The organism is Nocardia sp. NPDC003963 (genome assembly GCF_053605105.1).
In genome coordinates this window covers 97,475-110,964 of the sequence record NZ_JBSGIP010000012.1, presented here as the reverse complement: position 1 = coordinate 110,964, position 13,490 = coordinate 97,475, and the positions used below count along the sequence as shown (strand labels likewise).

13 protein-coding genes and 1 pseudogene are annotated in these 13,490 nt (G+C 67.9%); 6 read left to right on the top strand and 8 right to left on the bottom strand.

Annotated features, from left to right (window positions below; translation table 11 throughout):
• Nucleotides 1-221: 221 nt before the first annotated feature.
• A complete protein-coding gene (locus ACWEWT_RS20975; RefSeq protein ID WP_452561205.1) occupies nt 222-1,118 on the bottom strand; it encodes an aminoglycoside phosphotransferase family protein in 897 nt (298 codons plus the stop codon).
• A 681-nt stretch (nt 1,119-1,799) separates the two neighbouring features.
• On the opposite strand from ACWEWT_RS20975, the gene ACWEWT_RS20970 reads away from it, so the two are divergent.
• Nucleotides 1,800-3,443, top strand: a complete 1,644-nt coding sequence (locus tag ACWEWT_RS20970) for a flavin-containing monooxygenase (RefSeq protein WP_452561203.1) — start codon at nt 1,800-1,802, stop codon at nt 3,441-3,443.
• 53 nt (nt 3,444-3,496) lie between these two features.
• Here the strand turns inward: ACWEWT_RS20970 and ACWEWT_RS20965 are convergent, their stop codons facing one another.
• The gene (locus ACWEWT_RS20965; protein WP_452561201.1) at nt 3,497-4,744 is read right to left on the bottom strand and encodes a cytochrome P450; all 1,248 of its coding nucleotides are present in this window, start codon (nt 4,742-4,744) and stop codon (nt 3,497-3,499) included.
• A gap of 178 nt (nt 4,745-4,922) precedes the next feature.
• Between ACWEWT_RS20965 and ACWEWT_RS20960 the strand changes: the two genes are divergently transcribed.
• Nucleotides 4,923-5,504, top strand: coding sequence for a DUF1707 SHOCT-like domain-containing protein (locus tag ACWEWT_RS20960; protein WP_452561199.1), 582 nt, complete (start codon nt 4,923-4,925; stop codon nt 5,502-5,504).
• A gap of 151 nt (nt 5,505-5,655) precedes the next feature.
• Here ACWEWT_RS20960 and ACWEWT_RS20955 read toward each other — a convergent pair whose 3' ends face one another.
• The 3 genes from ACWEWT_RS20955 to ACWEWT_RS20945 all read right to left on the bottom strand — a co-directional run bounded on the left by ACWEWT_RS20955 (nt 5,656) and on the right by ACWEWT_RS20945 (nt 8,275).
• Complete coding sequence (locus ACWEWT_RS20955; RefSeq protein ID WP_452561197.1) at nt 5,656-6,465, bottom strand: LLM class flavin-dependent oxidoreductase; 810 nt, start codon at nt 6,463-6,465, stop codon at nt 5,656-5,658.
• A 180-nt stretch (nt 6,466-6,645) separates the two neighbouring features.
• A complete protein-coding gene (locus ACWEWT_RS20950; protein ID WP_452561196.1) occupies nt 6,646-7,047 on the bottom strand; it encodes an MOSC domain-containing protein in 402 nt (133 codons plus the stop codon).
• The gene (locus ACWEWT_RS20945) at nt 7,037-8,275 is read right to left on the bottom strand and encodes a zinc-dependent alcohol dehydrogenase family protein (protein ID WP_452561194.1); all 1,239 of its coding nucleotides are present in this window, start codon (nt 8,273-8,275) and stop codon (nt 7,037-7,039) included. The genes ACWEWT_RS20950 and ACWEWT_RS20945 overlap by 11 nt, the downstream gene beginning before the upstream one ends.
• Here ACWEWT_RS20945 and ACWEWT_RS20940 point away from each other — a divergent pair.
• Nucleotides 8,223-8,747, top strand: a pseudogene (locus ACWEWT_RS20940) (winged helix-turn-helix transcriptional regulator). The gene ACWEWT_RS20945 and the pseudogene ACWEWT_RS20940 sit on opposite strands and share 53 nt — an antisense overlap.
• Before the next feature lie 211 nt (nt 8,748-8,958).
• Here the strand turns inward: ACWEWT_RS20940 and ACWEWT_RS20935 are convergent.
• Complete coding sequence (locus tag ACWEWT_RS20935) at nt 8,959-9,594, bottom strand: AAA family ATPase (protein ID WP_452561192.1); 636 nt, start codon at nt 9,592-9,594, stop codon at nt 8,959-8,961.
• 192 nt (nt 9,595-9,786) lie between these two features.
• On the opposite strand from ACWEWT_RS20935, the gene ACWEWT_RS20930 reads away from it, so the two are divergent.
• A complete protein-coding gene (locus ACWEWT_RS20930; protein WP_452561191.1) occupies nt 9,787-10,116 on the top strand; it encodes a hypothetical protein in 330 nt (109 codons plus the stop codon).
• Nucleotides 10,117-10,197: 81 nt separating this feature from the next.
• Here the strand turns inward: ACWEWT_RS20930 and ACWEWT_RS20925 are convergent, their stop codons facing one another.
• Both ACWEWT_RS20925 and ACWEWT_RS20920 read right to left on the bottom strand, forming a co-directional pair.
• A complete protein-coding gene (locus ACWEWT_RS20925; protein ID WP_452561189.1) occupies nt 10,198-10,809 on the bottom strand; it encodes a histidine phosphatase family protein in 612 nt (203 codons plus the stop codon).
• 72 nt (nt 10,810-10,881) lie between these two features.
• Complete coding sequence (locus ACWEWT_RS20920; RefSeq protein ID WP_452561187.1) at nt 10,882-12,072, bottom strand: PEP/pyruvate-binding domain-containing protein; 1,191 nt, start codon at nt 12,070-12,072, stop codon at nt 10,882-10,884.
• A gap of 56 nt (nt 12,073-12,128) precedes the next feature.
• Here ACWEWT_RS20920 and ACWEWT_RS20915 point away from each other — a divergent pair, with 56 nt between their 5' ends.
• On the top strand, nt 12,129-12,524 hold the full coding sequence (locus tag ACWEWT_RS20915; RefSeq protein WP_452561185.1) for a hypothetical protein: 396 nt from the start codon (nt 12,129-12,131) through the stop codon (nt 12,522-12,524).
• Complete coding sequence (locus ACWEWT_RS20910) at nt 12,521-13,156, top strand: hypothetical protein (protein ID WP_452561184.1); 636 nt, start codon at nt 12,521-12,523, stop codon at nt 13,154-13,156. Before ACWEWT_RS20915 ends, ACWEWT_RS20910 begins: the two co-directional genes overlap by 4 nt.
• The last annotated feature ends 334 nt before the right edge of the window (nt 13,157-13,490 follow it).

Sequence of the window (13,490 nt, the reverse complement as noted above, 5' to 3'; positions counted from 1 at the left end):
ACCCGATGTGGAAGTCGCGCCGACCGGGCTTCGGCCTTCGGATCCCTACCGGCACCCGAGTGAACATCAGGTGATCGTCTCCCGGCCGATCGACAACTCGCCTTCGCGGCGAAGTGCACGAGCGCGAACCCGGTTCCGCCCGGATCATATCGATCCCGATCAGGAAGGTCGGATCGAAACCGGCGATGCTCATTCTCACGAGAGCCGATTCTCCCCGTGTGTCAGACGCCCTTCAGAACACGCTCGAGTGCCGCCAGGCCCACAGGTCCCCAATGCGGTTTTCCGCCCGGAAGGCCCCGATCGCCGTTCTGCCCCATGAGCATCAGGAACAGGCTCTTCACGGCCGCCAGCCCGCGCGCCCGCCGGATCGCCGCCTGGTCCGCGTGCGCGTACCTGTCGAAGAACCGGGCGGCCGCGCCCGCGGGCAGCAGCACCCAGGCGGCGGCGAGATCCCACGCCGGATCGCCGGCGAACAGATCACCGAAGTCGATGATGCCCGAGAGCGTCCCGTCCGAGACGACGACGTTCGCGGGATGGAGATCGCCGTGCACCCACACCGGCGGACCCTCCCACGCGCCGGCGGCGACGGCGTCGTCCCACAGGGCCCGGATATCGGCGGCGACGTCGTCCGGAGCAACGGCCCGGAAGAAGCTCTCGAAACCGTCCACGCAGTCTCTCGGATGGGCGCCACGGTCCGTGGCGATCGGCGCCTCGGCGGGCGCCACCACGTGGAGCGCCCGGAGGAAACGCGCAAGCGTGTCGGCCGCATGTTCACCGCGGCTGATCGTGCTGTGGTCCAGCGGCTCGCCGGGAACCCACGTCATCACGGTCCAGTGCTTGGGGAAACGCTCGGACGGCTCACCGAACCGCACCGGGGTCGGCACCGGCAGCGGCAGACGCGGAGCCAGCACGGGTAACCACCGCCGCTCCTTCAGCTGAAGCTCCGGTCCGGGGTCCATACGCTGCATCCGAACGGCCAACTCGTCACCCAGGCGCCACATCTGGTTGCCCCAGCCACCCGCCACCTCGCGGATGGTCAGCCCCGCGAGGTCCGGATGTTGCTCACGCAGCAGGTCGCGGACCAGGTCGGCGGTGATCTCGATCTCGGCGACGGTCATGCGAAGGCACAGTACCGAAGCAGCAGGACACACTCACCCCCGCGGGCACACTGGTCGTCCCGACTCATACGTCGGGTCCGACCGATCCGGCTGGAACAGCGACCCTTGATCGACTTCGCCACCGGTGCGCTACGCCGCAAGATCGGCTGATCTCGGCGGGCCCGACCGCCCGGCGCCGCTACTCCGCCGACTGGAGCGGAGCGGGTAACCCGAGGTGATGACCCGGACCTTCTCCGAGAATCACCCGGATTGCAGCAGGCCGGTCGTGAGGTAGGTGGCGTGGAACGCTCGTCGCCGCGGCGCGCGCGACCGGAAACGGACTCGTCTGCGACAGGTCGATCGGCAACCGGGCGTAGGACTTCGGGTGATCGCGTGGACGATCCGGCATCGAGGCGGATCGTAGGCAAACATGCACGCGCGCAATGATGTTCCATCATTCTGCAACCTGTTCCGGTCTGGACTACTGTTGCTCGGCGAGTCACGTCCGCGCACCGATGAGCTCGTGACATCAACCGAGCTGCAGCGATATGTAGGGGGCAAGAGCTTCTGCGGTGTCATCGTCTACGACGTCCGACCACATCACGCCCAGATCTTCCCTCGACCAGGTAACTGCCGGCTCGCCACGTAGTCGAACCGAACCGCTGTGTCCCTCCCACGGCGACAATGGAAAGGCAGGCCACGATGACAACGACCTCCGAGCATTCCGGACGCTCGACCGGCCAGGAAGCTCGCGAAATCGACGCAGTCGTCGTCGGAGCCGGATTCGCCGGTCTCTACATGCTGCACAAGTTGCGCGAACTCGGACTCTCGGTGCAGGTGTACGAGGCAGGTGCCGGACTCGGCGGCACGTGGTACTGGAACCGCTATCCGGGCGCACGGGTGGACGTGAAGAGCATGTACTACAACTACTCCTTCGATGCGGAGCTCGAGCAGGAGTGGGAGTGGACGGAGAAGTTGCCGCCGCAGCCGGAGTTGCTCCGCTACATCAATCACGTCGCGGATCGGTTCGACCTGCGTAAGGACGTGCAGTTGCGGACCCGGGTCACCGCCGCGGTCTACGACGAGCCGGCCGCGCGGTGGCGGATCACGACCGATCAGGGTGAGGTCGTCTCGGCCCGGTTCGCGATCATGGCGACAGGTTGTCTGTCGGCACCGAAGATGGTGGAGGTTCCGGGCATCGAGACCTTCCGGGGGCGCAGCTTCCACACCGGCAACTGGCCCGAGCAGGAGGTGGACTTCAGCGGCCGGCGGGTCGCGGTGATCGGCACCGGTTCCTCCGGGGTGCAGGTCATTCCGCTCATCGCCGAGACGGCCGAGAAGCTCACTGTTTTCCAGCGGACCGCGAACTATGTCCTTCCCGCCGGCAATCACACGATCGATCCCGAATTCCAGCGCGATATCAAGTCGCGCTATCGCGAGGTGCGCAAGGCCAACCGGGAATCGTCGTTCGGCATCGCGCGGCCCGAAGCCACCAGAGGCGCGCTCGAGGTGAGCGAAGACGAGCGGAACGCGTTCTACCGCGGGGTATGGGAGGACAAGAACAGCGAACTGGTGAGCATGCTGACCGGCTTCACGGACACCCTCGTCGACGAAGCCGCCAACGAGACCGCCGCCCAGTTCATCCGCGACCGTATCGCCGAAATCGTGCCGGATCCCGCTGTCGCCCGGCTACTTCAGCCCGCCGGCCTCTTCGGTGTCAAACGCCCGGTCCTGGGGACGGATTACTACGAGACCTTCAATCGTCCGAATGTCCGGCTCGTGGACGTCGCCGCGACCCCGCTCACCGAGGTCACCGCGTCCGGACTCGCGACGACGCAGGAGAGTTTCGAATTCGACGACATCATCTACGCCACCGGATACGACGCGATGACCGGTGCGCTCGACGCGGTCGACATCCGCGGCCGGGGTGGTGCGTCACTGCGGGAGAAGTGGGCCGACGGGCCCCTTACTTACCTCGGACTCGCTGTGGCGGGCTTCCCGAACCTCTTCACGATCACGGGCCCGGGTAGCCCCGCGGTCCTGTCGAATATGCTGGTGTCCATCGAACAGCACGTCGACTGGGTGGCCGACGCGATCGATACGATGCGGTCCGAGGGCGTCACCACCATCGAGGCCGAGGCCGCCGCGGAGCAGGAATGGACCCGGCACGTCGGCGAAGCCGGCGATATGACGCTGTATCCGAAGGTGGACTCCTGGTACGTGGGATCGAATGTGCCCGGCAAGCCGAGGGTGATGTACGCCTATATCGGTGGCGTCGGCGCCTATCGCGAGAAGTGCGACCAGGTCGCCACCGACCACTACGACGGGTTCACGCTGACGCGGTGACCGAGAGACTGCCGGTGGCGGGCACGTGCCCGCCACCGGCAGCGTGTCCGCTGTCAGGCGAGACGCATCGGCGGGCAGGCCGGAAACTCGACCGGCAGTGCGGCCAGCGCGCGGTGGAACTGACCTTGCCGCCAAGGTAGCTGCTGCGCAGTCATTTTCGGCTTGATATCCGGCAGGGCGTCGAGCAACAGGTCGATGCCCTGCGCGGCGATGGTCTGGGCGAGGGTCCGGGCCGGGCAGCCGTGCGGACCGCCTCCCCATGCGAGATGCGACCGGTTACCCCGGCGGTCACCGCCCGCGACGCTCGGATCGTTGTTGCACGCGGCCAAGCTGATCACCACCGGCTGGTCGGCCGGCAGCCACACATCACCGACGAGTTGCGGCTGTTTGGGATAACTCACGCACCAGTTCGCCAGCGGTGGATCCTCGAACAGCACCGCGTCGATGGCGTCCCGGGTGTCCATGGCACCGCTGAGTACCTCGCCCCCGTATTGCTCGTCGGTCATCAGCTGCAACAGCGCGTTGAGAACGAGATTGCAGGTCGGCTCCGTACCCATCGAGAACAGGAGCGCCGCCTGATTCACCATCTCCATGGCGTCGAGCCCGTCCGGATGCTTCAACAGTTCAGAGGTCAGATCGTCGCCCGGCTCGGCCTGCTTCTGCTCGACGACTCCGATCAGGGCCGCGACGAACCGCTGCTGCCCCTCTTCGGCGCCCACACCCTCCAGCATCGCCGCCATCCCGTGATAGGCCTCGGCCGCGGCGTCTTCGGGAAAGCCCATCAGTTCACTGAGGACCCGGAAGGTCAGCGGATACGCGTAGTCCGTGCGCAGATCGGCGGTACCGCGTTCGCAGAAATCGTTGATCAGCGCCTCGGCCGCCCGGGCGACCGCGTCGTGAACCCTGTGCATATCGACCGTGCTCAATGCCGCGATGATCGTGCGCCGGTAGCGCTCGTGTTCCAGACCCGCGGTCCGCAGGGCGTTCTGGCGATAGCCCAGCATCGGAATCATCGGGGAGTCAGCGGGAGCGGTCTTCTCCCATCTGCGCGGGTCGGCGGGGAAATGGGCCTCGTCGTTGAGGATTTGCATAGCCACCTGGTAGCCGATCACGAGCGTCGCCGGCACCCCCGGAGAAAGCTCGATCGGCACCAACGGGCCGTGACGGCGCAGGTCTTCGTAGGTGCGGTGCGGATCGGCCGCGAACGAGGGGGTGTCCAGCCGAACAGGTGAACCGGCGGATACCGGGGGCCCGTGCGCGATCGGGCATTCGCCCTGCACACCCGGATCTGTACTGCTCAACGCGTGACTCCCCCGCACGGTGCCGCGTTGTCTCCCTTTCGGCCCGCCGCCCGACGGTCCGGCATTCGTTGTGTGGGCATGGTGGGGCATGCTACCGGGAATCGTTACAGTCCAGGACTTTTGGCGTACTCGCACGCAGCAGCAGCCGCGAATTCCCCGCTCCGCTATCGTGACGAATATGACGGTCGAGCCACCATCCGAGGGCCTCCCGGCGGTGCGCGCCACCGACAGCGAACGCCATAACGCCGCCGCGCTCATCCAGCAGGCGCACGCCGACGGCCGCTTGGACCTCACCGAATTGGATGAGCGACTGGCCACCGTGTACTCCAGCAGAACCCGACCGGAACTGGAGGCGATCACCGCCGATCTCTCGCCTGTCGCCCACGGCAGTACGGAAGACCGCCTGGTACTGCGCTCGAAGGGCAGCAAACTCGTACGGGAGGGCACCTGGCTGGTGCCACCGCAGATCGTCGTGCACTCCGAACACGGCAGAGTGGTACTCGATTTCGGCACTGCCGTGCTGCGGTCCCGGGAGATTCTGGTCGAGGTGGACGCCGAACACGGCGGCGTCGAATTCGTCGTCCCCCAGGGCTGGATCATCGACCTCGACGATGTCGTCACCGAATGGGGCCGTATCAAGAACGAGGTGGACCCACCGGCAGCCGGAATGCCCCGGCTCCGGATCAGCGGCCGCATCGAACACGCCCGCATCACTGTGCGTCACCCCCGACGCCGACGCTGGTGGTGGCCGTTCCGCTGAGAGTGCGCCGAGAACCGTGTCGGCAGTGCACCGCCGACCGGCCTCGGGTGCTACGTCGAGATGCGATTTCGCCCTGGGCGGTCCCCTGCCGGCGCCAGGTGTGCGGGCCCGACGGCAACGTGCCCGGCTGTCACGACACGGACCGCCCGCACTACGCGGTATGGGGTGGGCCGGCGGCGATCCGCTTCCTGAGCTGCTCGGGCGTGACGGTGGAGCCGTCACTGAACCACCAGGTCACGCCTGCGGCAGCGTAGTCGCCGACGCGCGTGGCGGAGGGTTCGGTGCTCGGCGACCAGATCGCGATATCGCCGTCTGCCCGACCGCCCGCTGCCACGAAATCCGCGCGAATCCGGACCAGTTCGTCCGGTGTCGGCAGCCGGAAGTCGTCCTCCGGGTCGCGGATCTGCGGGAACAGGCCGTCCGCGTCCTGCGCGGCACGCACCGGCGTCTTCCGGGGCCAGAACCCGCTTGTCCAGACCGGCACATCGATCGGCGCGAAGGGGACGCCCGATACGCGGTAGTGCTCACTCGTGTGCTCGACCACGCCGCCCGCGAGGAACTGTCGCAGCAATCCGGCGGATTCGTCCAGTCGCGATCCGAGCCGGGCGGCGGATTCGCCGTAGTTCGTGTAATCCACCGGCACCCCCGCTCCCAGTCCGAGGATCAGCCGCCCGCCGGAGAGCTGCTGCAGGGTGCCGGCCTCCAGTGCCAGTTTCCACGGCCGCCGCCGCGGCAGCGGTACGACCATCGGTCCCAGGGTGATAGTGGTGGTCGCCTGCGCGATCGCCGACAGCACCACCCAGGGATCCGCGACCGGCGGTGGGTCGTCGTCCAGCGGACTGAGCACGTCGTACATGAAGAACCCGTCCCAGCCTGCCCGCTCGGCCTCGACCGCGAGATCACGCAGTACGCGCGGATCGCCGTAAGGGCCGTACGAAGGAACGTAGACGCCGAATCGCATACCGGCTGCAACCCCCGGCCGACGCCGGGCTATTCCGGAACATCGAGTATCTGCCGTTCGGCGGCGCGCCCACTCCTCGCCCAGCGGCGACCGCGGGCTGCCACGCACCGGAACCGGATCGGCACGACCGGGCACTTTGCCGTACCGGCAGAATTACACCCGGCCCGCCACATGCGAGTGCTAGACCGGTTGAAGTGGCCTGTGTGGTCCGGGAGGCAGTTCGACGACGATATCGTCTCCGGGCAGTACCGGGCCGCCGGTCAGAACGATCGACATGATCCCGGCTCTGCGGATCACCGCCCCCTGCTCGTCGCGCCCGACCACCTGCGCGAGCACACCCTGCTGGAAGTGGTCGATCTGCAGACACGGGTTGCGCAGACCGGTCACCTCGACCACTGCCTCGGCGCCGAGTCGCAGGAGCGTGCCGGTGGGCAACCCGAGCAGATCCACGCCATAGGTGGTGATGTTCTCGCCGAGTTGCCCCGGCTGCACATCGAATCCGGCCGCACCGAGATCGTCCAACAGCTCGGAGTGGATGAGGTGGACCTGCCGCAGGTTCGGTGCGCTCGGATCACGGGCCACCCGGGATCGGTGTTCGACCGTGACACCCTGATGGGCGTCGCCCTCCACGCCCTGCCCGGCCACGAGAGTGATGCTCGCGGCGGTGGGTTTTGTGAAGGTGTGCTCCCGGCTGCGGCTCACGGCCGTCACGATTGCGCTCACCTGCCGCGACTCTACTCGTGTCCGTGATCCGCCCCGCGCGCCGAACCGGAACAGCACACCGCGCACCTGGCCCTCGCGGGCTCCCGATCCTCGATCGGCGCTGAACCGTGACCACGATCTTCTTCCCGGCGTGCAGCCCGTCCTCGAGACGGCGGTGTGCCTCGACGATATCGTCGAGGGCGAATACCGAGTCGATCTCGGACCACAGCGCGCCGAGGTGGATACCGGCGCGCAGGAAGGCCGCCATACGCTTCACCGACGCGGCGTCGAGGGTGTGCTCGAAACTCCGGTAGTTGTGGATCGTGACCGACGTGCCCTCGGGAGAGGGTGTCGGCCGGGGATCCAGGAAACCCGCGGCGATCAGTGTTCCGCCGGGGCGGGCCGCATCCAGCAGATCCCGTCGGCCGGGGCCCGTCACGAGGTCGAGGACGATATCCGCGCCGCCTCCGCCGGTATGATGCCGAACAGCTTCGGCGAAGTCCACCCGGCCGGCGGCGATCACCGCGGCCGCCCCGGCGGCCACGATCGAGTCCTGTTTCTTCGCGGCGTCGCGAGTGACCGCGATGGGCACGGCACCGATCTGATTCGCGATCTGCATCGCCGACCGGCCGACCGCACCCGATGCTGCGGAGATGAGGATATTGTCGCCGGGGCGCATACGCGCCTTCTCGACAAGTGCTCCGTAGGCCGTGGAGTACGCGACCCAGATCGCCGCCGCCTCCACGACTGCGAGCCCGGCGGGGCGGGCGAGGACCCGGCTCGCGGGGACCGTGATGTATTCGGCGTAGCTACCCCGGATGCTCGCGTCCGGAACGGCGGTGAGGATGACCGGATCACCGATATCCAGTCCGGTGACCCCGGAACCCGTCGCGTCGACGACGCCGGTCCCTTCGACCCCGAGGCGGGCATGCGGCAGGTCGACGGGCGCGGGTGACGCGCCGGAACGCATCATCCGGTCGAGTGGGTTCACGGCGAATGCTTCGATCCTCACCCGTACTTCCCCGGCCGCGGGTTCGACGACCGGCTCCTCGACGATGTGCAGGACATCCGGCCCGCCGAACCGATCGAACACGACTACTCGTGGCATGGTCATTCCTCTGCGTCAGGCGCTGAATCAGTTGCAACGAAAACGCTACGGAGCCCTGGGTTACCTCCTGGTACCTTCGAATTCCATGCAGAACACCGTCGGCCCGGCCTTCCTCGCCGACTGCCCCACCCGTCTGGCGGTCGAGATCATCTCCGACAAGTGGACGGTGCTCGTACTCTTCGGGCTCAGCCGCCGACCGTACCGGCACGGTGAGCTCGTCGAACTCATCGGCGGCGGCATCTCGCGCAAGGTCCTCACCCAGACCCTGCGCCGACTCCAGCAGTTCGGCCTGGTCTAGCGCCGCGCCGAAGCGCCCCGGCACGTGGTGTACAGCCTCACCGATCTCGGCCGGACCCTCGTCGAGCCCATCGATGTCCTGACGAACTGGGCAAGGGAACACGGCGAGGCCATCGTCGACTTCCAGGAGGCGGACCGCGCCGCTACCTCCGCCCGGGATCGACCGGCGAGCTGATCTCGACGTGGAGTTCTACCTTCTCACCCCGGGTCGGACAGGTAGCGCCCTCCGGGCGGGTGACCTCCGCGAACCGGCATCCGGCCACGCCGCTCACGCACCGTGCCGGGCTGCGTCGCGACGCTGAGCTGAGCTGAGTCGACCCCGGACCTGACCGGCTTCACCATTGTCGAGGGTATGAGCGATACCCGTGGAAAATCCCTGTCACGATTCACAAACGGGCATTGCGGACGGTGACCGCCATCCGGCGAAGCCTGCCTCGTATCCGACCGTCGGTGTCGGGGGTCAAACTCAGGCCGGCTGCGTCGGCGATTCGATCGGCTACCGCCGTGACCGGAGTCGTATCGGTCCAGATATGTTCCGCGAACTCCGGTTTGCTCAGCTGCTCGAGGCAGAAGTCCAGTCTGTCCACCGCGAACTGTTCCGCACGCAGCAGCAGATCGCCCTGCCCGACTGCGCGCAGGACCGGAGCCAAGCCGAGCCCACGATCGCGCAGACGATCCAGCACTGTCTCCCGACGGGCCAGCAGCGCGAAATGGCGTACATCGTGGCCGGATTCGCGCAACCGTCCGACCGTCTCGGCGAAGTATCGGGGGTCGGCGACGGTCATCGGGGCGATCACCACACCCTCGTGCTCGCGAAGCACATGGTCCAGTACTTCGAACACACCTTGCCGCCAGCTCGGATAGTCCTGGAAATCGGTCCGGAGCTTCGCCGGCATCATCCGGTGCAGCCCGTACCCGACCGTTTCCGGGTCGCATACGACACTGCCGGGCAGCCGGCGATGCAGCTCGAACGCGGTCTGTGTCTTTCCTCCACCGAAGGGACCGTTGATCCAGAGCAGCATGACCACAACCTTATCCACAGCGCGCGTCGGGCTGCACCGACCATGCTCGGTTCAGCGCACGGAGGTTCGGCGGCCGTACCGGTGTCCACAACCGGCCGCCCTGGACGGCACTGGAGCCCGGCCGGGCGAGTATCGCCCGCATTCGACCGAACAGCCCGATACGCAACGCTCGGCGGCACCACCCGGTTGTGCATGCGGATACTCGCGGTGATCGTGCGCACCCTGGGCGAAACAGGTCAGGCCGCAGATGGATTCGAACTGGGTTTCGAGCTGGCGCCCGACCACGCGCAGGGCCGCTATCAGGGAATATTCGGTATGGGAACCGGCCTCTGTGTAGCTGCCGCCCCGGCGCTGCTCGGCGTACTCCGCATCGACTGGGGGCGGCCCGGATGGATCCTGCTCGGCGGTATTCTCCTGGCGGCCGGCCTGCCCACCGGGCCTGCCGCCCGGTGGGCGCAGCGGCGGACCGCGCATCCGGTGCACGCGGAAGAGCTGGTGGGTTCGCGGCCGGTGTCCGCATAGGTCCGGCTCGGGCCTGTTCTCGTGGGAACCCGAAGCCGTCCACTTCGATCGCACGGACCCGCTCCGCGGCAGAGATTCCCGTCAGGGACGGAGGGATTCCGGGAACCCGGTCCAGCGCAGCCGGCGAGGAAGGTGGCTCATCTCGTTGAACATGACGACACCCGGACAGAGGCCCGGACGGTACTCGATGACGGTGAGGCCGGTATTCGCGCTGTCCAGGCCGAGCCAGCGGGCGGGAGGTGCGTCGAGCGCGTCTCTGACCAGCCAGGCGATCGGGTACGCGTGCGTGATGAGGAGTTCATGGACGTCCCCGTCGTGCGCAGCGGGGTCGGGTGTGGCCGCGAAGGTGGTGATCAGGCGCTGCGCGATTCGCTGACCGCGGTCGGCTTCCGCGGTGTCGTAGCCGTCGAAGAACGGTATCCACGGCACGGGTGTCTCGTTCGGTGCCGGCACATAAGGGATGTGGTCGATGAGTTCCGCGGCCGCGGTGACCGGCACGCCCGCCGGAAGATGCTGTGCTGCCTCGTGCGCGGTGTCGGCTGCCCGGGGCAGCGGAGAATGCCGGACCGCGCCGAACGGGATATGCGCGAGACGCGCACCGAGCAGGCGCGCTTGTTCACGGCCGGTGTCGGTGAGCTGCCCGAAGGCATCGGCATGGCCGTGCCGGGCGAGGTAGAGGTATCTGATGGCCATCTGTCTGTTCGGGACACAGCGCCTGTCCGGCTCGCGCGCCCCGTCTCCTTTCGGCTGGTGGGCCGGTGCGGATCAGGTCCGGACGGCGGTCACGGTGCCCGCCGAGCCGTCGATCGTGACGGCGGTGTCGTCGCGGATCAGACCGGTCGCGCCGGTGACCGCGAGGACCGCGGGAATACGCATTTCGCGGGCGACGATCGCGGCGTGGGAGAGCACACCCCCGGTCTCGGTCACGACGCCCTTCGCGATCCGCAACAGCGGTGTCCACGCCGGATCGGTGTACGGACAGACCAGGATGTCGCCGGGGCGGACACGGGCGAAATCACCCGGCCCGCGCACGATCCGGGCAGCGCCCGTCACGGTTCCGTGACTACCCGGTGTGCCCGTCAGGGTTGCCGGGGAACCGATTCCGGCGGCGATCGCGGTCTCCTCCGGTGCCGGAAGCGCGGCCGTGACGGGACGGGCCTGCATGATCCAGATCCGGTCACCCGCGATCGCCCATTCGATGTCCTGCGGTCCGCCGAGAACGGCGGTGATCCGGTGCCCGAGCCGGCTCAGCCGCAGCGCGGTCTCGGCATCGATCGTCGCCGCGCCGCGATCGCGGTTCGGCACCTGGCGGGTGACCAGCACCGCGCCGTCGCGATCCATCCGGACCCGCTTATCCGAAATGCTCGCGGTGACCACCCCGTTTCCGTCGACTCGGTAGACGTCGGGTGTGACAGCACCGCCGACCACGGTGGGCCCCAGCCCCCAGGACGCTTCGATCGCGGTATCGCCGGACCGGCAGGCCGGGGTGAACATGACCCCGGAGGTATCGGCGTCGACGAGGCGCTGGACGAGGACTGCCATCGCCACCCGTTCGGACCCGTGCGTTCGGGCACCCCGAGCGGCTCGGTAGGCGAGCGCGCGCCGGGATCGCAGTGACGCCCAACATGTTTCCACCGCGCGCAGGACCGAGTCGGCGCCCCGCACCGCGAGGACGCTCTCGTGCTGTCCCGCGGCGGAAGCGGTGGGTGTGTCTTCGTCGTTCGCCGACGAACGGACCGCGACGGGCGGGTCACCGAGTCGCGCTAGTCCCGCGGCGAGGGCATCGCGCAAGGGACCGGCACCCCGCGCGGTGGGGTTCGCGAGGGCTGCTCGATACACATCGAACGGGATCACGAAACCGTCCGGCACGAGCAGACCCGCGCGGACCAACGCCCCGAGTAGGCCCGCCTTGCCACCGCAGGTCTCCGGGACGGCATCCCGCAGCTGATGGAACACTCCCCTCCTCTCAACAGAATGTTGACAACATTTTGTTGATTGTGCAGGGTTGCGGCATGGAACGCCAGCGCGACGGTACGAACCCGGCGAGCCGCGATCACTCGAACGCGAAACGAGAACACGATGCGACCGACCGCCTCCTGGCGGCCGGCGCGAGCGCGATAGCGGTCCGGCCCTGGCGGCCGGCACCCGCGCCCCCCTCGGCGGTCGATCTCGTCCATTACACGCTCTGGCGGTCCGGCGAACTCACCCCCGACGCGATCGCCGACGCGCTGACTCTGCTTCCCGCCGCCCGTGCCGAGCTCGACGGCCTGGAAGCCGGGATGCTGTTCACCGCCCGTGCCGCCGGCCTGACCTGGGCGCAGATCGCCGACGCCATGGGATTCAATTCACCCCAGGCGTGCCAGCAGTACTACAACCGGCTGACCTCCCGCCACGGATCCGACATATGACCCGGCACTCCGCCCCCGATCTGCTCGCCCTCCACGCGGTCCGGATTCTGGGCTTCGCCGATAACGCGGCGATCGCCCACCGTTTCCGTCTCGACCCCGCCGAAACGGCAGAGTTCCTCCTCGACGCACAGGCGTACGGATGGGTGCAGCATGCCTCGTTCGCCGACGTCCACGGCTGGTCACTGACCGAATCGGGGCGGGCTCGCAACGAACAACAACTCCACGAGGAACTCGCCGCCACCGGCGAAGCCGACCGGATCCGCAGCCGCTACCGCGAGTTTCTCCCGCTCAACGGGCGTCTCCAGCGAGCCTGCACCGACTGGCAGCTCCACCCGACACCCGGCAACACACTCGCCGTCAATGATCACTCCGACAGCACACGGGACGAACGGATCCTGGCGGAGCTCTCGGCCATCGGCAGCGCACTCGGTCCACTGGCGGACGAGCTCGGCGCGGTCCTCCCGCGACTCGGCGGCTACGGAACGCGATTCGATACGGCGCTGCGCCGCGCGGAAGGCGGCGAGCACGGCTGGGTGGATCGCACCGATGTCGACTCCTGCCACCGGATCTGGTTCGAACTCCACGAAGACCTGCTCGCGACGCTCGGCCTCGATCGCCGCGCGGAGATCTGATCGGGCACGGGGGGATACCCGGTCACTCGTTGGAGTACTTCGGACCACGCGAGGTCACGGACGGCGCGGTGCGGTCAGGGCACGAACACTTCGGCCGTGGCCGGAACGCTCGGACGGTCGGTGCGCACGGTGAGCGCGCCCGCCCCGGCCCCGAGTCCACGTGCAGGTAGAACGGCCGGTAACTCGTATCGCCCGCGGGGATGAACTGGCTCACCGAGCCGCTCCGGGCGGCCCCGCGGAGACAGGAATCGAGCCTGCTGTTCCCGCTGGTGACGCCGTAGAATTACGGTATCGAACCGCGCATCGGACCGGCCACTCGGAAGGCAGGCGCACC

Bases quoted from the DNA above. Each gene is read 5' to 3' on its own strand.
- ACWEWT_RS20975 (WP_452561205.1), bottom strand. From the start codon at position 1,118: ATGACCGTCGCCGAGATCGAGATCACCGCCGACCTGGTCCGCGACCTG.
- ACWEWT_RS20970 (WP_452561203.1), top strand. From the start codon at position 1,800: ATGACAACGACCTCCGAGCATTCCGGACGCTCGACCGGCCAGGAAGCT.
- ACWEWT_RS20960 (WP_452561199.1), top strand. From the start codon at position 4,923: ATGACGGTCGAGCCACCATCCGAGGGCCTCCCGGCGGTGCGCGCCACC.
- ACWEWT_RS20955 (WP_452561197.1), bottom strand. From the start codon at position 6,465: ATGCGATTCGGCGTCTACGTTCCTTCGTACGGCCCTTACGGCGATCCG.
- ACWEWT_RS20945 (WP_452561194.1), bottom strand. From the start codon at position 8,275: ATGCCACGAGTAGTCGTGTTCGATCGGTTCGGCGGGCCGGATGTCCTG.
- ACWEWT_RS20935 (WP_452561192.1), bottom strand. From the start codon at position 9,594: ATGCTGCTCTGGATCAACGGTCCCTTCGGTGGAGGAAAGACACAGACC.
- ACWEWT_RS20930 (WP_452561191.1), top strand. From the start codon at position 9,787: ATGCGGATACTCGCGGTGATCGTGCGCACCCTGGGCGAAACAGGTCAG.
- ACWEWT_RS20925 (WP_452561189.1), bottom strand. From the start codon at position 10,809: ATGGCCATCAGATACCTCTACCTCGCCCGGCACGGCCATGCCGATGCC.
- ACWEWT_RS20915 (WP_452561185.1), top strand. From the start codon at position 12,129: ATGGAACGCCAGCGCGACGGTACGAACCCGGCGAGCCGCGATCACTCG.
- ACWEWT_RS20910 (WP_452561184.1), top strand. From the start codon at position 12,521: ATGACCCGGCACTCCGCCCCCGATCTGCTCGCCCTCCACGCGGTCCGG.